Source organism: Halomonas sp. LMYGS-3 (genome assembly GCF_059509875.1).
Window position 1 is genome coordinate 1 of record NZ_JCAKFQ010000007.1, and the last position, 21,844, is coordinate 21,844.

Below are 21,844 nucleotides of genomic sequence, written 5' to 3' on the forward strand. Positions count from 1 at the left end.
TCGCCTCCGGTTGCTCCCCACCCCGCCTCGCGGCGACGCAGTTACCTTCGGCTACGGGGTCATGGCTTACCCCGGTGCGGACTCTCACCGCACTGTGTGCACGCCTTCACGGGCGCACTGGGAGCCACGCTCTGCGGGGCGATGGCGCCGCGAAGCGGCGCGGGGCGGTCATCGGCCAGGCTGGCGGCTACCGCGGGGGCGCCTGGCGGCGCCGATCGCTCGGCGGAGCCAAGCTCCCACAAGGCAGGCATCTGCTTGCCCTGGAGGAGTGCCTGCCGGGTAGGCATCGATCACCCTGTGGGAGCCACGCTCTGCGGGGCGATGGCGGCGCGAAGCGGCGCTGGGCGGTCATCGGCCAGGTTGGCGGCTACCGCGGGGGCGCCTGACGGCGCCGATCGCTCGGCGGAGCCACGTCCCTGAGCAGGATCGGTGCCGGCGGGAATCGTGTTGTCAGGCCCGGGTCTGGGCCTGGGTCTCGGTGCGGGTGACCTCGGGAGCATGGGCCGCATGCAGCCGGGCGATCAGCTGGTCCTCCAGGGCGAAGCGCTCGGTGAGCCCCTTGGCCAGGCGGTCGATCCAGGCCGGGAGACGCGCCAGATGCTGCCTGCAGCGCACCGGACTCTCGTAGTCGGCATCGAAGGCGAGCACCAGCTCGGTGGACATTTCCAGGCGCTCCAGCAGCCTCTCGGCGATACCCAGCGCCTCGTGATCCTCGAAGGCCCTGGCCTCCTCCCGCAGTTGGGGGTAGATCTCGAAGTGGCCGGCGCTGATGTAGTCCATCAGCAGTTCGCTGAAGGTGTCGATACGCGTCTTGCTCACCGCTTCCAGTTCGGCGTCACAGGCTTCCTTGAGCTCAAGGAAATGGACCAGCAGTTCGCGCCGCTCGTCGAGCCAGCGGTCGATCAGATCGTGCACGCCACCCCAGCGCTCAAGCGCGGTCTTGCAGTCTTCCAGCATGGACGCCTCCCTTGCTCGATGGGGCCGATGGCGTCGCGCCCCCGGCCGTCGAATCCACAGACTCACCCCTGCCGGGTCCGCTGTCAATCCTGTTGCTCGCGGCTCTCCACCTGTCGGGCGAGCCACCTGCCACGCAGGGCCCATGCGGGCCTGTCGGCGCACGGTATCGGCCATATAGTTCAAGCTTGAAATTTCATGCTTGAACTATCTCGGTGGCCTGCCTAGGCTGCAAGGGAGTCGTCACAACCACCACCTCACCAGCGGATGATCATGCCCCATGAGGATAGCCTGTCTCGGTGGAGGCCCCGCGGGACTCTACTTCGCCATCAGCATGAAGCGCCACGATCCCGCCCACGAGATCGTGGTGATCGAGCGCAATCGTCCCGACGACACCTTCGGCTGGGGGGTGGTGCTCTCCGACGAGACCCTGGACAACCTGGCGCGCAACGATGCCATCAGCGCCGAGCGGATCCGCGAGCACTTCGCCTACTGGGATGACATCGCGGTCATCCATCGGGGGGTCAAGACGGTCTCCACCGGCCACGGCTTCTGTGGCATCGGCCGCCGCCGGCTGCTGATCCTGCTGCAGGCACGCGCCCGCGAGCTCGGCGTCGAGCTGCGCTTCGAGACCGACATCCCCGAAGACGACATCGATGGGCTGCGCCGCGAGTTCGACCTGGTGCTGGCCGCCGACGGCCTCAATTCCCGCACCCGCCAGCGCTACGCCGAGCACTTCCGGCCCGATATCGAGGTGCGCGCCTGCAAGTTCGTCTGGCTCGGCACCCACCAGACCTTCGACGACGCCTTCACCTTCATCTTCGAGAAGACCGAGCACGGCTGGGTCTGGGCCCACGCCTACCAGTTCGACGCCGACACCGCGACCTTCATTGTCGAGTGCAGCGAGCCCACCTGGCGGGCCTTCGGCTTCGGCGAGATGAGCCAGCAGGAATCGATCGCCGTGTGCGAGCGGATCTTCGCCGACCATCTGGACGGCCACGCGCTGATGACCAACGCCCACCACATCCGCGGCTCGGCCTGGATCAACTTCCCGCGGGTGCTGTGCGAGCGCTGGAGCTTCGACAATGTGGTGCTGATGGGCGACGCCGCCGCCACCGCCCACTTCTCCATCGGTTCCGGTACCAAGCTGGCCCTGGAGAGCGCCATCGCGCTTGCCGACTACCTGCACGGCGAACCCGACATGGCCACCGCCTTCGCCCGTTACGAGGAGGAGCGTCGCCTCGAGGTGCTGCGCCTGCAGTCGGCGGCACGCAACTCCACCGAATGGTTCGAACAGGTGGAGCGCTATCTGGACCTCGACCCGGTGCAGTTCAACTACTCGCTGCTGACCCGCTCCCAGCGCATCAGCCACGAGAACCTGCGCCTGCGCGACCCCGTGTGGCTGGAGGGGGCCGAGCGCTGGTTCCAGGCCCGGGCCGGCAACGCGGGCTCGCGCCGGGCGCCGATGTTCGCCCCCTTCCGGCTGCGCGGGCTGCGGCTGGCCAACCGCGTAGTGGTCTCGCCCATGGCCCAGTACAAGGCGGTCGACGGACGGCCCACCGACTGGCACTTCGTGCACTACGCCGAGCGCGCCAAGGGGGGTGCCGGCCTGGTCTACACCGAGATGACCTGCGTGTCGCCCGAGGGTCGCATCACGCCGGGCTGCACCGGCTTCTACGCTCCCGAGCACGAGGTCGCCTGGCAGCGACTGTGCGACTTCGTCCACGCCGAGACACCGGCGAAACTCTGCGCCCAGATCGGCCACTCCGGGCCCAAGGGCTCCACCCAGCTCGGCTGGCAGGAGATGGACGCGCCGCTACCCGACGGAAACTGGCCGGTGATGGCGGCCTCGGCGGTGCCCTGGTCGGATCGCAACCCGGTACCCCGGGCGATGGACCGCGCCGACATGGACCGGGTACGCGACGAGTTCGTCGCCGCCGCGCAGATGGCCGAGCGGGCCGGTTTCGACATGCTCGAGATCCACGCCGCCCACGGCTACCTGCTGTCGTCGTTCATCACCCCGCTTACCAACCACCGCGACGACGAGTACGGCGGCCCGCTCGCCAACCGCCTGCGCTTCCCACTGGAGGTGATCCGTGCCGTACGCCGGGCGTGGCCCGCCCACAAGCCGCTCTCGGTGCGCATCTCGGCTACCGACTGGGTCGGCGACGAGGGGGTGACCCCCGATGAGGCCGTGGAGATCGCCCGCCTGCTCAAGAGCGCCGAGGTGGACATCGTCGACGTCTCCGCCGGCCAGACCTCGACCCGGGCCAGGCCGGTCTACGGCCGGATGTTCCAGACGCCCTTCTCGGATCGCATCCGCAACGAGACCGGCATGGCCACCATGGCGGTGGGCAACATCTACCAGGCCGACCACGTCAACTCGATCCTGATGGCCGGTCGCGCCGACCTGGTGTGCCTGGCCCGGCCGCACCTCGCCGACCCCTACTGGACGCTGCACGCCGCCGCCGGCATCGGCGACAGCGAATGCCACTGGCCGGCGCCCTACCGCGCCGGGCGTGATCAGCTCCAGCGCCTGGCCGAGCGCGGCGAGGGCTGGGTATGAGCATGGACATGAGCGACTCCACGATGCACGGCAAGCGGGTGGTGATCACCGGCGGCGCCAGCGGCATCGGCGCCGACATGGCGCTGGCCTTCGCCGCGGCCGGCGCCGCGGTGACCATCACCGGGCGGCGCGAGGCACCGCTGCGGACGATGGCCGAGCGGCATGCGTCGATTACCGCCGAAGTGGCCGACGTGACGAACGAAGCCGACATGACGGCACTGTTCGAACGCCTCGGCGAGGTCGATATCGTGATCGCCAACGCCGGCTCGGCCGGGAGCGATCCGTTCCTTCGTACCGACCTCGAACGATGGCAACGCCTGCTCGACGTCAACCTCACCGGGGTGTTCCTGACCCTGCGTGAGGGGCTCCGACACCTGCGCGACGGCGGCCGGCTGATCGCGGTGGCCTCCACCGCCGGGCTCAAGGGCTACGCCTACGTGGCGCCCTACTGCGCCGCCAAGCACGGCGTCGTTGGCCTGGTGCGCGCCCTGGCCCGGGAGGTCACGGGCCGCGACATCACCGTCAACGCCCTGTGCCCCGGCTTCACCGAGACCCCGTTGCTCGAGGCCAGCGTCGCCACCATCGTCGAGAAGACCGGCCAGACTCCGGAGCAGGTGCGCGCCCAGCTCCAGGCGACCAACCCCGAAGGACGCCTGATCCGGCCGGCGGAGGTCACCGCCACCGCGCTGTGGCTGTGTGGCCCCCACAGCGGCGCCATCACCGGCCAGGCGATCTCGATCTCGGGAGGCGAGACATGAACGCACCGTCACGGCCCCCGGACAGCCTGAGCAAGGAACGCCTGCGCCTGTGGCTGCGCATGCTGCGGGTGACCCGCCAGGTGGAAGCGGCATTGCGCGAGCGGCTACGCCTGGACTACGACTCCACCCTGCCGCGCTTCGACGTCATGGCCGCGCTCCAGCGCGACCCCGAGGGTCTGAAGATGAACGAGCTGTCGCGGCGCCTGCGGGTCTCCAACGGTAATGTTACCGGCATCGTCGAGCGTCTCGTCGACGATGGCCTGGTGGAGCGCGTCGCCCTCGAGGGCGACCGCCGCGCCACCCTGGTGCGACTGACCGAGGCCGGGCGGCTTGCCTTCGCCGAGATCGCCGTGGCCCACGAGGGCTGGATCAACGCCCTGCTCGATGGCGTGACCGAAGCGGATGCCCACCATCTCGGCGAGCTGCTGCACCGCTTGCCGGCCGATACGGGAGATCGACAACGATGAAACTGGCCACCCTGGCTCCACAGCACTTCCTGTGGCGCATGGAGGGCGACGTCGCGGTGATTCGCCTGAACCGCCCGGAGCGCAAGAACCCGCTGACCTTCGACAGCTACGCCGAGCTGCGCGACACCTTCCGCGATCTGGTCTATGCCGAGGACGTCCGGGCGGTGGTGTTCGCCCCCCATGGCGAGAACTTCTGCTCCGGCGGCGACGTGCACGAGATCATCGCCCCGCTGGTCGACAGCGACATGAAGGACCTGCTGGCGTTCACCCGCATGACCGGCGACCTGGTCAAGGCGATGCTGAACTGCACCAAGCCGATCATCGCCGCCGTCGACGGCGTCTGCGTCGGTGCCGGGGCGATCATCGCCATGGCCGCGGACATCCGCTTCGCCACCCCCCGGGCCAGCACCGCCTTCCTGTTTACCCGGGTGGGGCTCGCCGGCTGCGACATGGGGGCCTGCGCGATCCTGCCCCGCATCATCGGCCAGGGGCGCGCCGCCGACCTGCTCTACAGCGGCCGCAGCATGAGCGCCGAGGAGGGCCACCAGTGGGGCTTCTACAACCGCCTGGTCGAGCCCGAGGCACTCGAGGCCGAGGCGCTGGCCTACGCCACCCGCCTGGCCCGGGGCCCCACCTTCGCCCACGGCATCACCAAGACCCAGCTCAACCAGGAGTGGTCGATGAGCCTGGAGCAGGCCATCGAGGCCGAAGCCCAGGCCCAGGCGATCTGCATGCAGACCCGCGACTTCGAGCGCGCCTACCGCGCCTTCGTCGCCAGGCAGAGACCGACCTTCGAGGGGGACTGATGAGCGATTCGAGCTTTCTCCACTGGCCCTTCTTCGAGGCGCGCCATCGCGACCTCGCCGAGCGCCTCGAGACCTGGTGCACCGCCGAGCTGCCCCGCGACCACGACGACGTGGACGCCGCCTGCATCCGGCTGGTGCGCGACCTGGGCCGGGCCGGCCTTCTCGAGCTCACCGGCGGCGACGCCATCGACGTGCGCAGCCTGTGCCTGGCCCGCGAGACCCTGGCCCGCCATGATGGCCTGGCCGACTTCGCCTTCGCCATGCAGGGGCTGGGCACCGGGGCGATCAGCCTCTACGGCAGCGACGAACAGAAGCGGTGGCTGGAACGCACCCGCCGCGGCGAGGCCCTGGCCGCCTTCGCCCTCACCGAGTCGCGCTCGGGCTCCGACGTGGCCCAGCTCGACACCACCGCCGAGCGCGACGGCGACGGCTATCGCCTGAACGGCGAGAAGACCTGGATCTCCAACGGCGGCATCGCCGATCTCTACACGGTGTTCGCCCGCACCGGTGAGGGGCCGGGGGCCAAGGGGCTATCGTGCTTCCTGGTGCCGGCCGATACCCCGGGGCTCGAGATCCGCGAGCGGCTGGAGACGATCTCGCCACACCCGTTGGCGCGGCTCGGCTTCGATGCGCTGCGCCTGCCGGCGGGCGCCATGATCGGCCAGCCAGGCCAGGGCTTTCGCATCGCCATGTCGGTGCTCGATGTGTTCCGCTCGACGGTGGGCGCCGCGGCGCTGGGCTTCGCCCGTCGCGCCCTGGACGAGTCACTGGCGCGCGCCCGCCATCGCGAGCTGTTCGGCGCCAGCCTCGCCGACCTGCAACTGGTCCAGGGCCACCTGGCCGAGATGGCGCTCGACGTGGACGCCGCCGCGCTGCTGGTCTACCGCGCTGCCTGGGCCAAGGACCGGGGCGCCGAACGGGTCACCCGCGAGGCGGCCATGGCCAAGCTCTACGCCACCGACCGCGCCCAGCAGGTGATCGACAAGGCGGTGCAACTGCACGGCGGCGACGGCGTGCGCAAGGGGCATATCGTCGAGAGCCTCTACCGCGAGATCCGCGCGCTGCGCATCTACGAGGGCGCCTCGGACGTGCAGAAGGTGATCATCGCCCGCAGCGCGCTCGCCGCCGCTTGCGCCGCGGACGAATAACGCGACTCGCCAACCTGGAGTAGACAACGAACCGAGAGACGCCAGCTACCGTAATCCCCTGTCGACGCTACCGGCGCCGAACAACAACAACGACAGTACGGAGAATGGTCATGAAAACCCCATCGGCCCATGCCGATACCTTCGCCCGGGACAACCTGCCGCCCGACGAGCAACAACCCGACTTCCTGCTCGCGGGGTTCGACTATCCCGAACGGCTCAATGCCGCGGTGGAGCTCACCGACCGGTGGGTCGAGCAGGGCCACGGCGAGCGCGTGGCGCTGGTCGGCAACGGTCGCCGTCGCACCTATCGCGAGCTCACCGACTGGACCAACCGCCTCGCCCACGCCCTAGTCGAGGAGCTCGGCGTGCAACCGGGCCACCGGGTACTGATCCGCTCGGCCAACAACCCGGCCCTGGTGGCCTGCTGGCTCGCCGCCACCAAGGCCGGCGCCGTGGTGATCAACACCATGCCGATGCTGCGCGCCGGCGAGCTCGCCGGCATCGTCGACAAGGCCGAGGTGCGCCTCGCCCTGTGCGACGGCCGCCTGCTCGAGGAGCTCGAGGCCTGCGCGGCGAACAGCACCTTCCTCGAGCGGGTGGTAGCCTTCGACGGCGGCGCCGGCCACGATGCCGAACTCGATCGCCTGGCGCTGGACAAGCCCAGCGACTTCACCGCCGTGGCCACCGCCGCCGACGACGTGGCACTGCTCGGCTTCACCTCCGGCACCACCGGCCGCCCCAAGGCCACCATGCACTACCATCGCGACCTGCTGATCATCGCCGACGGCTATGCCCGTGAAGTGCTGCAGGTGACCCCGGACGACGTCTTCGTCGGCTCGCCGCCGCTCGCCTTCACCTTCGGCCTGGGCGGCCTGGCGATCTTCCCGCTGCGCTTCGGTGCCAGCGCGGTGCTGCTCGAACACGCCACCCCACCCAACCTGATGGCGATCATCCAGGAGCACCGCGCCACCGTGGTGTTCACCGCCCCCACCGCCTACCGTGCCATGCTCACCGCCGCGTCGGACGGCCCGGCGCTGGACAGCCTGCGGGTGGCGGTCTCCGCCGGCGAGACGCTGCCGGCGCCGATCTACCACGACTGGATCGCGAAGACGGGCACGCCGATCCTCGACGGCATCGGCGCCACCGAGCTGCTGCACATCTTCATCTCCAACCGGCTCGATGACCACCGCCCCGGCTGCACCGGCCGCCCCGTCACCGGTTACCAGGCGCGCGTCGTCGATGCCGACATGAACGAGTTGCCCCGCGGCGAGATCGGCCGGCTGGCGGTGCGCGGCCCCACCGGGTGCCGCTACCTGGCCGACTCTCGCCAGCGGAACTACGTGCAGGACGGCTGGAACCTCACCGGCGACGCCTTCCTCCAGGACGACGAGGGTTACTTCCACTTCGCCGCCCGCAGCGACGACATGATCGTCTCCGCCGGCTACAACATCGCCGGTCCCGAGGTCGAGGCCGCCCTGCTGGCCCACGAGGACGTGCAGGAGTGCGCCGTGATCGGTGCCCCGAACGGCGAGCGTGGACAGATCGTCGAGGCTTTCGTGGTACTTTTCCCCGGTATCGAGCCCGATGACGAGTGCGCGAGGCGACTGCAGGCCTTCGTCAAGCAGCGCATCGCGCCCTACAAGTACCCGCGCTCGATACGCTTCGTGGAGGCGCTGCCGAAGACGGCCACCGGCAAGGTCCAGCGCTTCCGGCTACGCCAGGAGCACTATCCCGACACCGCCTCGCCCTCGTCATGATGGCGACGAGGCACCCTGACAACAACACGACACGCGCAGAAAGGATTTTCCCATGAAGACACTCGCGACTCTCGGTCTCGGCCTGCTGATCTCCTCCGCCCTGGCGACGGCACAGGCCGACGGGGTGAAGATCGGCATGATCACCACCCTCTCCGGCGGCGGCTCCCACCTGGGCGTGGACGTGCGCGACGGCTTCATGCTCGCCATCGAGCAGTCGGGCCGCAACGACATCGAGGTGCTGATCCAGGACGACGCCAACCGACCCGACCTCGCCAAGAGCCTCTCCGACGAATTCATGCAACGCGACAACGTCGACATCCTCACCGGCATCATCTGGTCCAACCTGGCCATGGCGGTGGTGCCCTCGGCGGTGCGCCAGGGGGTCTTCTACCTCTCGCCCAACGCCGGCCCCTCCGACCTGGCCGGGCGCATGTGCCACGAGAACTACTTCAACGTCGCCTGGCAGAACAACAACCTGCACGAGGCCATGGGGGCCTACATGAAGGAGGCGGGCTACGAGCGGCCGATCCTGCTGGCGCCCAACTATCCCGCCGGCACCGATGCCCTGGCCGGCTTCAAGCACCGCTACGAGGGCGAGGTAGTCGACGAGCTCTACACCCAGATGGGCCAGACCGACTACGCCGCCGAGATCGCCCAGATCCGCTCCAGCGACGCCGATAGCCTGTTCTTCTTCCTGCCCGGGGGGATGGGCATCTCCTTCATGAAGCAGTACGAGAGTTCGGGCGTCGAACTGCCGCTGTTCGGGGCCGCCTTCTCCTTCGACGAGATCATCATCCAGGCCGTGGGCACGGCCGCGATCGGTACCAGAAACACCTCCCAATGGGCCTACGACCTCGACAACGACACCAACCGTGCCTTCGTCGAGAGCTTCCGCGAGGCCTATGATCGCACCCCGACGCTCTATGCCTCCCAGGGCTTCGATACCGCCAACCTGATCCTCGGCGCACTGGAGAAGGCCCACCCCGACGACAAGGACGCCTTCCGCGCGGCCCTGCGCGAGGCCGACTTCGCCTCGGTACGCGGCAAGTTCCGCTTCGGCCCCAACCACCACCCGATCCAGGACGTCCATGTCCGCGAGGTGGTCGCGGGCGACAACGGCCAGCCGACCAACCGTCTCGTCGGCCTGGCGATCGAGGACATCCAGGACGTCTATGCCGAGCAGTGCAACATGTAGGGCGGGCGTGACGACCGCCACCACACCGGGCCCCGCCGGGCCCGGCCGCCACCCACTCCCAGCCACGGGACGCCCGACGTGAACGCGACCCTGTTCTTCGAGCAACTCATCAACGGCCTGCAGCTGGGCACCATGCTGTTCCTGATGGCCAGCGGCCTGACCCTGGTGTTCGGCGTGATGGGGCTGATCAACCTGGCGCACGGCTCCTTCTACATGGTCGGCGCCTATGTCACCGCCCTGGTCACCGCCTCCACCGGCTCCTTTCTCGTCGGGCTCGCCGCCGGGGTGCTGGCCGCCGCCGCCGTCGGGGCGGTGGTGGAGCTGCTGGTGATCCGCCGCCTCTATCACCGCTCGCACCTCGACCAGGTGCTGGCCACCTTCGCCCTGATCCTGATCTTCTCCGAGGGGACGCGCTGGCTGTTCGGCTCCTCACCGCTCTGGCTCAGCCCGCCGGAACTGCTGTCCGGCTCCGTGGCCCTGCCGGGCGGCTCCCGCTATCCGGTCTACCGGCTGGTGATCATCGCCACCGGCATCGCGATCGCCGTGGGACTCTACCTGCTGATCTCGCGCACCCGCCTGGGCATGCGCATCCGCGCCGGCGAGAGCGATCGCGAGATGATCGGGGCGCTCGGCGTCAACATCGCCCGGCTCTATACCCTGGTGTTCGCCATGGGCGCGGCGCTCGCCGGCCTGGCCGGCTCCATGGTCGGGGCCCTGCAGTCGGTGCAGGTGGGCATGGGCGAGCCGGTGTTGATCCTCGCCTTCGTGGTGATCGTCATCGGCGGCATCGGCTCGATCAAGGGGGCCCTCTACGGGGCCATCCTGGTCGGCGTGGTCGACACCATGGGGCGTGTCTTCCTGCCGGCCTTCTTCCGCCAGTTCATGAGCCCCGCCGAGGCAGCCGGCGTAGGCGCGGCGCTGGCGGCCATGCTGATCTACATCCTCATGGCGGTCATTCTCGCCTTCAAGCCGAAGGGGTTGTTTGCCGCGCATGAATAAGCTCAAGCACGAATCCGTCGCTTCCGGCGCTCTGCCGGCCCTGCCCCCGACCTGGCTGGATCGCAAGGGGCTGGTGCAGATCGGCCTGCTCGCCCTGCTGCTGCTGGCGCCGCTGATCGCCCACCTGCTGGGCCACGTCTACTACGTCAACCTGGCTTCGCGCATCACCCTGGTCGCCATGGCCGCCGTGGGGCTGAACCTGGCCATCGGCTACGGCGGCATGATCAGCTTCGGTCACGCCGCCTATTTCGGCCTGGGCGGCTACGTCGCCGGCATCAGCGCCTACCACGCCTTCGACTACAGCCTGTTCCTCTCCTGGCCGGTCGCCGTTACGGGCAGCGACAGCATGCTGGTGATCTGGCCGATGGCCATCCTGGCCTGCGGCCTGCTGGCGCTGGCCATCGGCGCCGTCTCGCTGCGCACCACGGGCGTCTACTTCATCATGATCACCCTCGCCTTCGCCCAGATGATGTACTACTTCGCCAACTCCTGGCCCTCCTACGGCGGTGAGGACGGCCTGCCGATCTACCTGCGCAACAGCTTGCCGCTGGTCGACACCAATGATCCGCTGACCTTCTTCCTGATCTGCTTCACCGGGCTGGTACTGGCCATGGCGATCACCTCGCGGCTGATGAAGTCGCGCTTCGGGGCCGCCCTGACCATGGCACGGCTCAACGACACCCGCCTGGCCACCGCCGGCGTCTCGCCCTACCCCATCCGCCTGGTGGCCTTCGTCATCTCGGCGATGATCACGGGACTCGCCGGTGCGCTCTACGCCGACCTCAACGGCTTCGTCAGTCCCACCATGCTCAGCTGGCACCTCTCCGGCGAGCTGATGGTGATCGTGATCCTGGGCGGTGTGGGACGCCTCTACGGCCCGCTGGCCGGCGCCATCCTGTTCGTGATGATGGAGACCCTGCTCGGCGGAGTGACCGAATACTGGAAGCTGTTCCTCGGCCTCATGCTGCTGTTCGTGGTGCTGTTCGCCAAGCACGGCCTGATGGGCTGGCTGGCGGGGAGGGAACGCCATGAGTGAGATCGTGCTGTCGCTCGAGCACCTGCACAAGCGCTTCGGGGCCCTGCAGGCCACCCGGGACGTCTCGCTGGACCTGCACCCGGGCGAGATCCACGCCCTGATCGGCCCCAACGGCGCCGGCAAGTCGACCCTGATCGGCCAGATCGCCGGCAACCTGGCCCCCGACGCGGGCAGTGTGTACCTGGCCGGCCGTGAGATCACCCGGCTCAGCGTCGCCCAGCGAGCCCGGCTGGGGCTGGGCCGCACCTTCCAGGTGTCGTCGCTCGCCGAACCGCTGTCGGTGATACGCAACGTGATGATCGGGGTGCAGGCGCTGCAGGGCCACAGCTTTCGCTTCTGGAAACCGGTGAGCCGCGATGCGAGCCTGCTCGCCCCGGCCCGGGAGGCGCTGGAACGCATACAACTCGGCCACCGTGCCGACACCCCGGTCTGCGAACTCTCCCATGGCGAGCGCCGCCAGGTCGAGGTGGCCTGCGCCCTGGCGCTGGGGCCCCGCGCACTGCTGCTCGACGAACCCATGGCGGGCCTGGGGCCCGAGGGCACGGCACGGCTCACCGAGCTGCTCGAGGCGCTCAAGCTCGAGGTCCCGATCCTGCTGGTCGAGCACGACATGGAGGCGGTGTTCCGGCTCGCCGACCGCATCTCGGTGCTGGTCGCCGGGGAGGTCATCGCCCACGGCGACGGCGCCACCATCCGCCGCGACCCCCACGTGCGCGACGCCTACCTGGGAGACTGAGATGCTCGAGATCACCGATATCGAAACCTTCTACGGCCCGTCCCAGGCGCTGTTCGGCGTGACCCTGAGCATCCGGGCCGGCGAGATGGTGGCCCTGATGGGCCGCAACGGCATGGGCAAGACCACCACCATCCGCTCGCTCTTCGGCCTCACCCCGCCGCGCCGCGGGCGCATCGAGTTCGAGTCCCGGAACCTGCGCCGCCTGCCGACCTACCGCATCGCCCAGGCCGGGCTCGGCCTGGTGCCCGAGGGGCGGCGCTGCTTCCCCAACCTCTCGGTGCGCGAGAACCTGACGGTGACCCACCGGGCGGGGGACTGGAGCCTCGCCCGGGTCGAGGCGCTCTTCCCGCGCCTGGCCGAGCGACGCGCCCAGATGGCCAATACCCTCTCGGGCGGCGAACAGCAGATGCTGGCCATCGGCCGGGCCCTGATGACCAATCCACGGCTGCTGGTGCTCGACGAGGCCACCGAGGGCCTGGCGCCGGTCATCCGCCGGGAGATCTGGTCGGCCATCCGCCTGCTGAAGGAGCAGGGCCAGTCGATCCTGATCGTCGACAAGTCGCTCTCCGAGCTGCTGCCGATCGCCGATCGCTGCACCATCCTCGAGAAGGGGCGCACGGTCTGGTCGGATCGGCCCGCGGCCCTCGACGACACCATCCGCGACCGCTACCTCGGTGTCTGAGGGAGGAAACGATGGCCTTCGCGACCCAGCGCAAGGTGCGCTTCCAGCACTGCGACCCGGCGGGGATCGTCTTCTACCCGCGCTACTTCGAGATGATCAACTCGGTGGTGGAGGACTGGTTCGAGGAGGTGGTCGGCCGCGACTTCCACCAGCTCCACGTCGCGGCGGGTACCGGCGTTCCCACCGTCGCGCTCGAGACCCGTTTCGATGCCCCCAGCCGGCTGGGCGAGCAACTGTGCTTCCGGCTGATACCGGTCAGGGTCGGCCGCACCAGCCTGACCCTGCGGGTCACCGCCCACTGCGGTGACGAGCGGCGCCTGGCCAGCGACTCCACCCTGGTGTTCGTCGACCTGGCGAGCGGCCGCCCGCTTCCCTGGCCCGACGCCATGCGCCGGCGCTTCGACATCGACTGCCGACAAGGAATCCCCGATGAATGACGCCCCCGTGCACCAACAGCTTCACCCCACCCACTGGAAGGCCGCCGTCGGCTATGCCAACGGCATCGCCGCCGCCGGCCGCACGATCTTCGTCGGCGGTCAGATCGGCTGGAACGGCGACCAGGTCTTCGAGAGCGACGACTTCGTGGACCAGGTCCAGCAGGCGCTGGCCAATATCGTCAGCGTACTGCGGGAGGCCGGTGCCGGCCCCGAGCACCTGGTGCGCCTGACCTGGTACATCACCGACAAGCGGGAGTACCTGGCCCGGCTCAAGGAGGTGGGGGCCGCCTACCGTGAAGTCATGGGCAAGCACTTCCCCGCCATGACCATGGTCCAGGTCGCCGACCTGATCGAGGACTGGGCCAGGGTGGAGATCGAGGCCACGGCGGTGCTGCCGGCCCACTGAGCGCCAACCGTCAGCCCCTCGCCCTCTTCCCGTTCAGGACGCCTGGAGCGAATGGAAGGCGGCGATACGATCGACGAAGCGCCCACCCGCCGCGTAGTGGTCGAGAATCGAGAAATGATCGTCGTCGGGCAGCAGCTCGTCGCTTACCGCCACGCCATGGGCGTCGAGGTGCTCGGCATGGGCGCGCATCTGGCGCTCGAACTCGCCGGATTCACGGCTCCCCGCCACCAGATGCACCGGTGCCGGCACCCGGCACGCCAGGAACAGCGGGCTATAGGCGGCGACGTCGCGGCCGGTGAGCTGCAGCTTGGGCTGCAGCCATGACCAGGGAAAGGGGCGCAGGTCGTAGAGGCCGCTGATGGCCAGGGCGCCGCGGATCAGGTCGTCGGGCAGCCCGTAGACGCCCTGCCAGTCGGTGGCCAGCAGCATGGCGCAGAGGTGGCCGCCCGCCGAATGACCCGAGACGCTCAGCTGGCCCGGGTCGACCCCGAGCGTCTCGCCGTGGCGATGCCACCAGGCCACGGCGGCCTGGCTCTGCCGCACCACCTCACCGAAGGAGACCCCGGGGCAGAGCGCATAGTTGATCACCGCCACCGTGATGCCGGCCTCGACCAGGCCGTCGGCGATGAAAGCGAACTCCTTGTGACCGAGCGAGCGCCAGTAGCCGCCGTGAAAGAAGAGGTGAACCGGGGCGCGCTCGTCCGCGGCGTGGAAGACGTCCATGCGCTCGGCCAGCGAGGGGCCGAAGGCGACCTCCTCCGTCACCCGGTGGCGGGTGCGGGTGTCCCGGCTCCTGTCGCGCCAGTCGGTGATCAGGGCGGCCAGATCGCGCCCCTGCGAGGGGTCGTATTCGCGGTCGATCTCTTCCTGGGTGGCGAAGTCGCGATAGAGCATGACGTTCTCCTTGGCGTGGCCACGGCGGCCGTCATGACGGGAGGCCGGTCAGGCCACGCTGCTCACGGAAGGTGGTCAGCAGCAGTCCCAGCGGGGCGAGCGCCAGTACCAAAAAGCCGATCAGGGTCCAGCCGGGCAACGAGATGCCGAGCAGCAGGAAATCGATCTCGGCGCACTCGCCGGAGCCCGAGAGCACCATGGAGACCACGTCGCGCAGCGGCAGGATATCCATCATGTAGTCGAGCCCGGGACCGCAGGTGGGCACCTCGTCGGGCGGCAGCGACTGCAACCAGAGGTGGCGCCAGGCCACGGCGATGCCGCCGATCACCGCGGCCAGCGACAGCCCGCCATAGAGCGCGGCCCCGAGGCGACCGCGCGGGTTGTGGATGGCGGCGACGAGGAACACCGCCGCGGCGGACAGCACCGCCACGCGCTGGAAGATGCACAGCGGGCAGGGCTCGAGCCCGCCGACGTGCTCAAGCCCCAGGGCCACGGCCATCATCAGGCCGCAGAAGGCGAGCCCCGCCAGGCTCCACTGGCGCACGGAGAGATGCGAGAGGGCGTGTGTCACGAAGCTTCCTCGTTGCGAAGCCGGGGCTGCCGAGCACGGGCGAAATAGTGGGCCAGGAAGTCGTCGAAGCCTTCGACATCGGCGGCCTCGATGTCGTTCTGCTGCCGGTGGGAGGTCTCGACCAGCTGGTCGAACAGCGCCTGCCGGGCAGGGTCCAGGGGCTCCTCGCGCAGGCGTTCGGCCTGTGCCCGGGCGATCGCCAGCATGGCGTCGCTGAACTCCTCGCCGCGCTCGCGCAGGCGGTCGAGCAGCACGCCAGACGGGGTGAGCGCGGGATCGTCGAGGCGCGGCGACATGGCGGTCACGGCCTTGGCGTGGGGCGCGCCCTCCTCCAGCAGGTCGAGCAGTTCGGCGACCCGACCGAGCTCGGCGAGGATCTCGCCGCCCCAGTCGGCGATGCGGCGCTGGCGGCCATGGTGGGTCAGGCGCAGCTCGGGGTCGCGGCCCCGCTCGACCACCAGCCGGCGGTTGTCGTCGAGCCGATCGCACTCCTCGTCGGGAATCCAGGGACTCTCCGAGAGCAGGCACCACATCAGGAAGGTATCGAGGAAGCGGATCTGCTCCTCGTCGATGCCCAGGGTCAACAGCGGGTTGAGATCGAGACAGCGCACCTCGATGTACTCCACGCCGCGGGCCTCGAGAGCCTGGCTGGGTGTCTCGTCGTGACGGGCGACCCGCTTGGGGCGGATGTCGCTGTAGTACTCGTTCTCGATCTGCAAGATATTGGCATTGAGCTGGCGCCACTCGCCGTCTTCCCTCACCCCCAGGGCCTGATAGGCCGGCCAGGGGGTGGAGATGGCGTGACGCAGGGTGCCCACGTAGTTCGAGAGCGAGTTGAAACAGATCTTCAACTGGGCCTGGACCTTGTTCTGGTAGCCCAGGTCGGACATGCGCAGGCTGGTGGCATGGGGCGAGATCAGGGTCTCGTCACCGTGGGCCTCGAACCGGCCAGGCACCTCGCCACCGGCCAGGAAGCTGCGATCCAGGGCCGGCGAGGCCCCGAACAGGTAGAGCAGCAGCCAGCTGTGGCGGCGGAAGTTACGGATCAGCCCGAAGTAGCGCGCCGAACGGTAGTCGTTCATCGGCGTCTCGCCGGCGGCGTCGAGTTCGCGCAACTGCTGCCAGAGGTCGTCGGGGAGCGAGACGTTGTAGTGCACCCCGGCGATGGCCTGCATGATCCGCCCGTAACGCACGTCGAGTCCCTTGCGATAGACGTGCTTCATGGTGCCCACGTTGGAGTCGCCGTAGTCGGCGATGGTCACGCTGTCGTTGCCGTCGAGCCGCGCCGGCATGCTGGCCGGCCAGATCAGCTCGCGGCCCAGGTGACGATAGCTGAAGCGATGCAGGTCGGCGAGGAACTCCATCGCATCGACCGGCCGACTGTAGACCGGGGTGATGTACTCCAGCAACGCCTCGGAGTAGTCGGTGGTGATATGCGGATGGGTGAGCTTGGACCCCAGGGCGGCCGGGTGCGGCGTGGACGCGATGCGTCCCGCCGGGTCGACGCGCAGCCCCTCCTTCTCGATGCCGCGGCGCAGGCGACCGATCAGTCCCCGACGGGCGGGCTCCTTGAGACGCTCGATGAGGGTGGCGAGTGAGTCGGACAAGAGAAAACACCCCATGTCGTGGAAGCCGGCCGAGGGGCGCGCTTCACGGTTCGCATTCGTTGTGGGCGCGCGGCAGGCCAGCGCAAGCCCATGGAACGTCAGATTATGGTGCCGACCGGCGGCGATTCAAGGTTAGCCTGCTTCGAATTTCGGGCTGCAGTGTTGCTCGTCGCTCGCAGCTCGCCTAGCGCTTGCGCTTGGCCTTCAGCAGCGCCGCCCCCAGGGCCCCCATCTGCCCGCCCTGCTCGGTCGGCTTGTCGCCCCGGCGCGACGCCTTGTCCTGGCGGCGTCGGTCGTCACCACCGCGGCGAGACTGGCTGCCACGCCTCTCGCTCGCCTCCTCGCCCGGCTGGTCGTCGAGGCGCATGGAGAGCCCGATGCGTGCCCGCTCCAGATCCACGCTCATCACCTTGACTCGCACGATATCGCCGGCCTTGACCACCGAGCGCGGATCCTCGACGAACTTGTCCGACAGCGCCGAGATGTGCACCAGGCCGTCCTGGTGCACACCGATGTCGACGAAGGCACCGAAGTGGGTGACGTTGGTCACGCTGCCCTCGAGAATCATGCCCGGCTCGAGGTCCTGGAGGGTCTCGACGCCCTCGCGGAACTCGGCGGCCTTGAACTCAGGACGCGGGTCACGCCCCGGCTTGTCGAGCTCGGCGAGGATGTCGGTCACCGTGGGCACGCCGAAACGCTCGTCGGCGAAGTCGGCCGGCTTGACCGCCTTGAGCGTGGCGCTGTCGCCGATCAGGCCGGCCAGGCCGCGACCACTGCGCGCGGCGATGCGCTCTACCAGCGGATAGGCCTCGGGGTGCACGGCGCTGCCGTCGAGCGGGTTGGCGCCGTTCATGATGCGCAGGAAGCCCGCGCACTGCTCGAAGGTCCTGGGGCCCAGGCGACTCACCTCGAGCAGCTGCTTGCGGCTGGTGAAGGGCCCTTGCGCGTTGCGCCGGGCGACGATGTTCTCGGCCAGCGCCGGGTTGAGGCCGGCGACCCGCGAGAGCAGGGCACTCGACGCCATGTTGAGGTCGACGCCCACCGCGTTGACGCAGTCCTCGATCACCGCCTCCAGGCTGCGCGAGAGCTGCAGCTGGGAGACGTCGTGCTGGTACTGGCCCACGCCGATCGACTTGGGTTCGATCTTGACCAGCTCGGCCAGCGGGTCCTGCAGACGCCGGGCGATGGAGACGGCACCGCGGATGGTGACGTCGAGGTCGGGCAGCTCCCGGGAGGCGTACTCCGAGGCGGAGTAGACCGAGGCCCCGGCCTCGCTGACCATCACCTTGGCCAGCGGGCGCTTGCCGGCCAGCAGCTTTACCAGGTCGCCGGCCAGGCGGTCGGTCTCGCGACTGGCGGTGCCGTTGCCCACGGCGATCAGCGCCACGTCGTGCCGCTCGACCAGTTTGGCCAGCTCGGCCAGCGAGGCATCCCAGGCGTTACGGGGCGCATGGGGATAGATGGTGGCGTGCTCGAGAAACTGGCCGGTGGCGTCCACCACCGCCACCTTGCAGCCGGTGCGCAGGCCGGGGTCGATGGCCAGCGTCGCCCTGGGCCCGGCCGGGGCGGCCAGCAGCAGATCCTTGAGGTTGGCGGCGAAGACCTCGATGGCCTGCTGCTCGGCGCGCTCGCGCAGTCGGCCCAGCAGCTCGGTCTCGAGGTGGGTGTAGAGCTTGACCCGCCAGGTCCAGCGCACCACGTCGGCGAGCCACTTGTCGGCGGGACGCCCCTCGTCGCGGATAGTGAAGTGCCTGGCGATGGCCACCTGGGCCGGGTGGATCGGCACCTCCTCCTCGCCCGGCAGGCGGATGGCCAGTGTCAGCACGCCCTCGTTGCGGCCGCGGAACATCGCCAGTGCCCGGTGCGACGGGGTCTTCGCCAGTTTCTCGTCGTGCTCGAAGTAGTCGGAGAACTTGGCGCCCTCGCGCTCCTTGCCGGCGATGAGCCGGGCGCTGAGTTCGCCTTCGTCCCACAGCCGCTCGCGCAGCCGGCCGACCAGCTCGGCGTCCTCGGCGAAGCGCTCCATGAGGATCTGGCGGGCCCCGTCCAGCGCCGCCTTGGCATCCTCCACGGCGGGAATGTCACCCTCCGCGGCGCGGAGATAGCCGGCGGCCTCGGTTTCGGGGTCCAGGGTGGGGTCGGCGAGCAGGGCATCGGCCAGGGGCTCGAGGCCCGCCTCGCGGGCGATCTGGGCCTTGGTGCGACGCTTCTTCTTGTAGGGCAGGTAGAGGTCTTCCACGCGCTGCTTGGTATCGGCGGCCCGGATCAGCCCTTCGAGCTCGTCGGTGAGCTTGCCCTGCTCGTCGATGGCGGCGAGCACCGCCGCACGGCGCTCCTCCAGCTCGCGCAGATAGCCCAGGCGCTCGTGGAGGGTGCGCAGTTGGCTATCGTCGAGCCCGCCGGTGACCTCCTTGCGGTAGCGGGCGATGAAGGGCACGGTGGCCCCGCCGTCGAGCAACTCCACCGTGGCCGTGACCTGCTGCGGGCGAACGGCGAGCTCCTCGGCGAGGCGCGTGATGATGCGGTTGGTGGCGTCCATGTAACCCCTTCACTGATGCTCGAGAATCAATCGCGACAAGGTATCACAATCAGGGTTCAGGCGGGTATGAAGGTCAGCGCCAGGCCGTTGTTGCACCAGCGCAGGCCGGTGGGCTCGGGGCCGTCACTGAACACATGGCCCTGGTGACCGCCGCAGCGGGCGCAGTGGTACTCGGTGCGCGGCCAGATCAGCTTGAAATCGAGCTCGCTCAGCAGGTGCCCTTCCACGTGCTCGAAGAAGCTCGGCCAGCCGGTGCCGGAGTCGTACTTCATGGCACTGGTGAAGAGCAGCAGGTCGCAGCCGGCGCAGCGATACTCCCCGTCGCGCCACTCCTTGTCCAGGGGACTGGAAAAGGGCGGCTCGGTGCCGTGGTCGCGCAGGATCTCGTACTGCTCAGGGGTGAGCCGCTCGCGCCACACGGCGTCGCTGAGCTCGAGGCGTTCCAGGCCCTCGGCAGGCTCCAGGTCCAGACGCGGAAAGCCCCAGGAGACTCCCGGCAACAGTCCCGCCGCGCCTGTGACACCGAGCAGCCCCAGAAAATGCCGTCTTTTCATTATCACACTCCGTCGATGGCTTGCCTCACTCAGGGACAGGGCCCGCGCATCGAAGTGGATGCACAACGAAACGGGGGAAGGGCCTCGGCCCTTCCCCCGTTCAGACCGCCGACAATGGCGGCGGTTCGCCCGCCTCAGGTCAGGCTCGGCCCGGCGTTGACGATGGCCTCGCTGATGCCGTCGAACTTCTTGAAGTTGTCGACGAACTTGGCGGCCAGGTCGTTCAGCTGGCGGTCGTAGGCGGCGCGGTCTTCCCAGGTCTCGCGCGGGTCGAGCAGGTGGGAGTCGACGCCCGGCACGGCCACCGGCACCTCGAGGTTCAGGCCGTCGATGTGCCGGGTCTCGATATCGCGCAGGATGCCGGACTGGATGGCGCTGATGATGGCGCGGGTGGTCGGGATCGAGAAACGCGCGCCGCCCTCGCCATAGGCGCCGCCGGTCCAGCCGGTGTTGACCAGGTAGACCTGGGCGTCCTTGGCGGCCACGCGCTTGATCAGCAGATCGGCGTACTCGCGCGCGGGGCGCGGGAAGAAGGGGGCGCCGAAGCAGGTGGAGAAGGTCGCCTCGAGGCCGGCGGAGGAGCCCATCTCGGTGGAGCCGACCTTGGCCGTGTAGCCGGACAGGAAGTGATAGGCCGCGGCCTCCTTGGAGAGCACCGAGACCGGCGGCAGCACGCCGCTCATGTCGCAGGTCAGGAAGACGATGGCATTGGGTTCGCCGGCGCGGTTCTCGGCCACGCGCTTCTCGACGTGCTCCAGCGGGTAGGCGGCACGGGAGTTCTGGGTCAGGCTGTCGTCGGCGTAATCGGGCTCGCGACGATCGTCGAGGACCACGTTCTCGAGCACGGTGCCGAAGCGGATGGCATCCCAGATGATCGGCTCGTTCTTCTCGGAGAGGTCGATGCACTTGGCGTAGCACCCCCCCTCGATGTTGAAGACGGTACCCGGTCCCCAGGCGTGCTCGTCGTCACCGATCAAAAAGCGCGCCGGGTCGGCGGAGAGGGTGGTCTTGCCGGTGCCGGAGAGACCGAAGAACAAGGTGGTCTCGCCGTCCTCGCCGACGTTGGCGGAGCAGTGCATGGGCAGCACATCGGAGGCCGGCAGCAGGAAGTTCTGTACCGAGAACATCGCCTTCTTCATCTCGCCGGCGTAGCGCATGCCGGCGATCAGCACCTTCTTCTGGGCGAAGTTGAGGATCACGCAGCCGTCGGAGTTGGTGCCGTCACGGGCCGGATCGCACTCGAAGAAGGGGGCGTTGAGGATGGTCCACTCCTCCTTGGCGGAGGGGTTGAATGCCTGGGGACGCACGAACATGGTGCGACCGAAGAGGTTGTGCCAGGCGGTCTCGGTGGTCACCCGCACCGGCAGATAGTGAACCGGGTCGCTGCCCACGTGCAGCTCGGAAACGAAACGCTCGCCGCCGGTCAGGTACGACTCGACGCGCGCCCAGAGGGCATCGAACCGCTCGCTGTCGAAGGGACGGTTGACGCTGCCCCAGTCGATCTGGGCACTGGTGGTCGGCTCGTCGACGATGAAGCGGTCCTTGGGCGAGCGGCCGGTGCGGACACCGGTGTTCACCACCAGGGCACCGTTGGCAGCCAGGCGGCCCTCGCCCCGGGCCACGGCGCGCTCGATCAGCTCGGCGCTGCAGAGGTTGACGTGGGCCTGGGCGGTGGCGGCTTGCTGCGCACTGGCAGCCTGGGTAGCGGCTTGGGTCGTGGTCATGTCGATTC

20 protein-coding genes are annotated in these 21,844 nt (G+C 69.0%); 13 read left to right on the forward strand and 7 right to left on the reverse strand.

Annotated features, from left to right (window positions below; translation table 11 throughout):
• Window positions 1-450: 450 nt before the first annotated feature.
• Complete coding sequence (rsd, locus tag AC5W54_RS08375; protein WP_495961618.1) at window positions 451-957, reverse strand: sigma D regulator; 507 nt, start codon at window positions 955-957, stop codon at window positions 451-453.
• Between the two features lie 277 nt (window positions 958-1,234).
• On the opposite strand from rsd, the gene AC5W54_RS08380 reads away from it, so the two are divergent.
• The 13 genes from AC5W54_RS08380 (at window position 1,235) to AC5W54_RS08440 (ending at window position 13,947) form a co-directional block, all read left to right on the forward strand.
• A complete protein-coding gene (locus AC5W54_RS08380; protein WP_495961619.1) occupies window positions 1,235-3,520 on the forward strand; it encodes a bifunctional salicylyl-CoA 5-hydroxylase/oxidoreductase in 2,286 nt (761 codons plus the stop codon).
• A gap of 8 nt (window positions 3,521-3,528) precedes the next feature.
• Complete coding sequence (locus AC5W54_RS08385) at window positions 3,529-4,278, forward strand: SDR family NAD(P)-dependent oxidoreductase (protein WP_495961620.1); 750 nt, start codon at window positions 3,529-3,531, stop codon at window positions 4,276-4,278.
• On the forward strand, window positions 4,275-4,745 hold the full coding sequence (locus tag AC5W54_RS08390) for a MarR family winged helix-turn-helix transcriptional regulator (RefSeq protein ID WP_495961621.1): 471 nt from the start codon (window positions 4,275-4,277) through the stop codon (window positions 4,743-4,745). Before AC5W54_RS08385 ends, AC5W54_RS08390 begins: the two co-directional genes overlap by 4 nt.
• Window positions 4,742-5,551 (forward strand): enoyl-CoA hydratase family protein, encoded by an 810-nt coding sequence (locus AC5W54_RS08395; RefSeq protein WP_495961622.1) that lies wholly within the window; start codon window positions 4,742-4,744, stop codon window positions 5,549-5,551. Before AC5W54_RS08390 ends, AC5W54_RS08395 begins: the two co-directional genes overlap by 4 nt.
• The gene (locus AC5W54_RS08400; protein ID WP_495961623.1) at window positions 5,551-6,699 is read left to right on the forward strand and encodes an acyl-CoA dehydrogenase family protein; all 1,149 of its coding nucleotides are present in this window, start codon (window positions 5,551-5,553) and stop codon (window positions 6,697-6,699) included. Before AC5W54_RS08395 ends, AC5W54_RS08400 begins: the two co-directional genes overlap by 1 nt.
• Window positions 6,700-6,809: 110 nt before the next feature.
• Window positions 6,810-8,456, forward strand: a complete 1,647-nt coding sequence (locus tag AC5W54_RS08405) for a benzoate-CoA ligase family protein (protein WP_495961624.1) — start codon at window positions 6,810-6,812, stop codon at window positions 8,454-8,456.
• 52 nt (window positions 8,457-8,508) lie between these two features.
• Complete coding sequence (locus AC5W54_RS08410; protein WP_495961625.1) at window positions 8,509-9,651, forward strand: ABC transporter substrate-binding protein; 1,143 nt, start codon at window positions 8,509-8,511, stop codon at window positions 9,649-9,651.
• A 78-nt stretch (window positions 9,652-9,729) separates the two neighbouring features.
• The gene (locus tag AC5W54_RS08415) at window positions 9,730-10,650 is read left to right on the forward strand and encodes a branched-chain amino acid ABC transporter permease (protein ID WP_495961626.1); all 921 of its coding nucleotides are present in this window, start codon (window positions 9,730-9,732) and stop codon (window positions 10,648-10,650) included.
• The gene (locus AC5W54_RS08420) at window positions 10,643-11,686 is read left to right on the forward strand and encodes a branched-chain amino acid ABC transporter permease (RefSeq protein WP_495961627.1); all 1,044 of its coding nucleotides are present in this window, start codon (window positions 10,643-10,645) and stop codon (window positions 11,684-11,686) included. The genes AC5W54_RS08415 and AC5W54_RS08420 overlap by 8 nt, the downstream gene beginning before the upstream one ends.
• On the forward strand, window positions 11,679-12,422 hold the full coding sequence (locus AC5W54_RS08425; protein ID WP_495961628.1) for an ABC transporter ATP-binding protein: 744 nt from the start codon (window positions 11,679-11,681) through the stop codon (window positions 12,420-12,422). The genes AC5W54_RS08420 and AC5W54_RS08425 overlap by 8 nt, the downstream gene beginning before the upstream one ends.
• A gap of 1 nt (window position 12,423) precedes the next feature.
• Entirely contained in the window at window positions 12,424-13,104 is a 681-nt protein-coding gene (locus AC5W54_RS08430; RefSeq protein ID WP_495961629.1) for an ABC transporter ATP-binding protein, read from the forward strand.
• A gap of 11 nt (window positions 13,105-13,115) precedes the next feature.
• Entirely contained in the window at window positions 13,116-13,541 is a 426-nt protein-coding gene (locus tag AC5W54_RS08435) for an acyl-CoA thioesterase (protein WP_495961630.1), read from the forward strand.
• Window positions 13,534-13,947: a RidA family protein gene (locus AC5W54_RS08440; RefSeq protein WP_495961631.1), complete on the forward strand. Its 414-nt coding sequence runs from the start codon at window positions 13,534-13,536 to the stop codon at window positions 13,945-13,947. Before AC5W54_RS08435 ends, AC5W54_RS08440 begins: the two co-directional genes overlap by 8 nt.
• 33 nt (window positions 13,948-13,980) lie before the next feature.
• Here AC5W54_RS08440 and AC5W54_RS08445 read toward each other — a convergent pair whose 3' ends face one another.
• The 6 genes from AC5W54_RS08445 to AC5W54_RS08470 all read right to left on the reverse strand — a co-directional run bounded on the left by AC5W54_RS08445 (window position 13,981) and on the right by AC5W54_RS08470 (window position 21,836).
• Window positions 13,981-14,841: an alpha/beta hydrolase gene (locus tag AC5W54_RS08445; RefSeq protein ID WP_495961632.1), complete on the reverse strand. Its 861-nt coding sequence runs from the start codon at window positions 14,839-14,841 to the stop codon at window positions 13,981-13,983.
• Between the two features lie 31 nt (window positions 14,842-14,872).
• Complete coding sequence (locus AC5W54_RS08450) at window positions 14,873-15,412, reverse strand: disulfide bond formation protein B (protein WP_495961633.1); 540 nt, start codon at window positions 15,410-15,412, stop codon at window positions 14,873-14,875.
• The gene (gshA, locus tag AC5W54_RS08455; RefSeq protein ID WP_495961634.1) at window positions 15,409-17,034 is read right to left on the reverse strand and encodes a glutamate--cysteine ligase; all 1,626 of its coding nucleotides are present in this window, start codon (window positions 17,032-17,034) and stop codon (window positions 15,409-15,411) included. Before gshA ends, AC5W54_RS08450 begins: the two co-directional genes overlap by 4 nt.
• A 169-nt stretch (window positions 17,035-17,203) precedes the next feature.
• On the reverse strand, window positions 17,204-19,558 hold the full coding sequence (locus AC5W54_RS08460) for a Tex family protein (RefSeq protein ID WP_495961635.1): 2,355 nt from the start codon (window positions 19,556-19,558) through the stop codon (window positions 17,204-17,206).
• Between the two features lie 56 nt (window positions 19,559-19,614).
• On the reverse strand, window positions 19,615-20,112 hold the full coding sequence (gene msrB, locus AC5W54_RS08465) for a peptide-methionine (R)-S-oxide reductase MsrB (RefSeq protein WP_495961636.1): 498 nt from the start codon (window positions 20,110-20,112) through the stop codon (window positions 19,615-19,617).
• Between the two features lie 134 nt (window positions 20,113-20,246).
• Window positions 20,247-21,836, reverse strand: coding sequence for a phosphoenolpyruvate carboxykinase (locus AC5W54_RS08470; protein WP_495961637.1), 1,590 nt, complete (start codon window positions 21,834-21,836; stop codon window positions 20,247-20,249).
• Window positions 21,837-21,844: the final 8 nt, after the last annotated feature.

Bases quoted from the DNA above. Each gene is read 5' to 3' on its own strand.
- gshA (WP_495961634.1), bottom strand. From the start codon at position 17,034: ATGGGGTGTTTTCTCTTGTCCGACTCACTCGCCACCCTCATCGAGCGT.
- msrB (WP_495961636.1), bottom strand. From the start codon at position 20,112: ATGAAAAGACGGCATTTTCTGGGGCTGCTCGGTGTCACAGGCGCGGCG.
- AC5W54_RS08440 (WP_495961631.1), top strand. From the start codon at position 13,534: ATGAATGACGCCCCCGTGCACCAACAGCTTCACCCCACCCACTGGAAG.
- AC5W54_RS08410 (WP_495961625.1), top strand. From the start codon at position 8,509: ATGAAGACACTCGCGACTCTCGGTCTCGGCCTGCTGATCTCCTCCGCC.
- AC5W54_RS08395 (WP_495961622.1), top strand. From the start codon at position 4,742: ATGAAACTGGCCACCCTGGCTCCACAGCACTTCCTGTGGCGCATGGAG.
- AC5W54_RS08445 (WP_495961632.1), bottom strand. From the start codon at position 14,841: ATGCTCTATCGCGACTTCGCCACCCAGGAAGAGATCGACCGCGAATAC.
- AC5W54_RS08380 (WP_495961619.1), top strand. From the start codon at position 1,235: ATGAGGATAGCCTGTCTCGGTGGAGGCCCCGCGGGACTCTACTTCGCC.
- AC5W54_RS08425 (WP_495961628.1), top strand. From the start codon at position 11,679: ATGAGTGAGATCGTGCTGTCGCTCGAGCACCTGCACAAGCGCTTCGGG.
- rsd (WP_495961618.1), bottom strand. From the start codon at position 957: ATGCTGGAAGACTGCAAGACCGCGCTTGAGCGCTGGGGTGGCGTGCAC.
- AC5W54_RS08405 (WP_495961624.1), top strand. From the start codon at position 6,810: ATGAAAACCCCATCGGCCCATGCCGATACCTTCGCCCGGGACAACCTG.
- AC5W54_RS08470 (WP_495961637.1), bottom strand. From the start codon at position 21,836: ATGACCACGACCCAAGCCGCTACCCAGGCTGCCAGTGCGCAGCAAGCC.
- AC5W54_RS08400 (WP_495961623.1), top strand. From the start codon at position 5,551: ATGAGCGATTCGAGCTTTCTCCACTGGCCCTTCTTCGAGGCGCGCCAT.
- AC5W54_RS08385 (WP_495961620.1), top strand. From the start codon at position 3,529: ATGAGCGACTCCACGATGCACGGCAAGCGGGTGGTGATCACCGGCGGC.
- AC5W54_RS08435 (WP_495961630.1), top strand. From the start codon at position 13,116: ATGGCCTTCGCGACCCAGCGCAAGGTGCGCTTCCAGCACTGCGACCCG.
- AC5W54_RS08420 (WP_495961627.1), top strand. From the start codon at position 10,643: ATGAATAAGCTCAAGCACGAATCCGTCGCTTCCGGCGCTCTGCCGGCC.
- AC5W54_RS08430 (WP_495961629.1), top strand. From the start codon at position 12,424: ATGCTCGAGATCACCGATATCGAAACCTTCTACGGCCCGTCCCAGGCG.
- AC5W54_RS08460 (WP_495961635.1), bottom strand. From the start codon at position 19,558: ATGGACGCCACCAACCGCATCATCACGCGCCTCGCCGAGGAGCTCGCC.
- AC5W54_RS08390 (WP_495961621.1), top strand. From the start codon at position 4,275: ATGAACGCACCGTCACGGCCCCCGGACAGCCTGAGCAAGGAACGCCTG.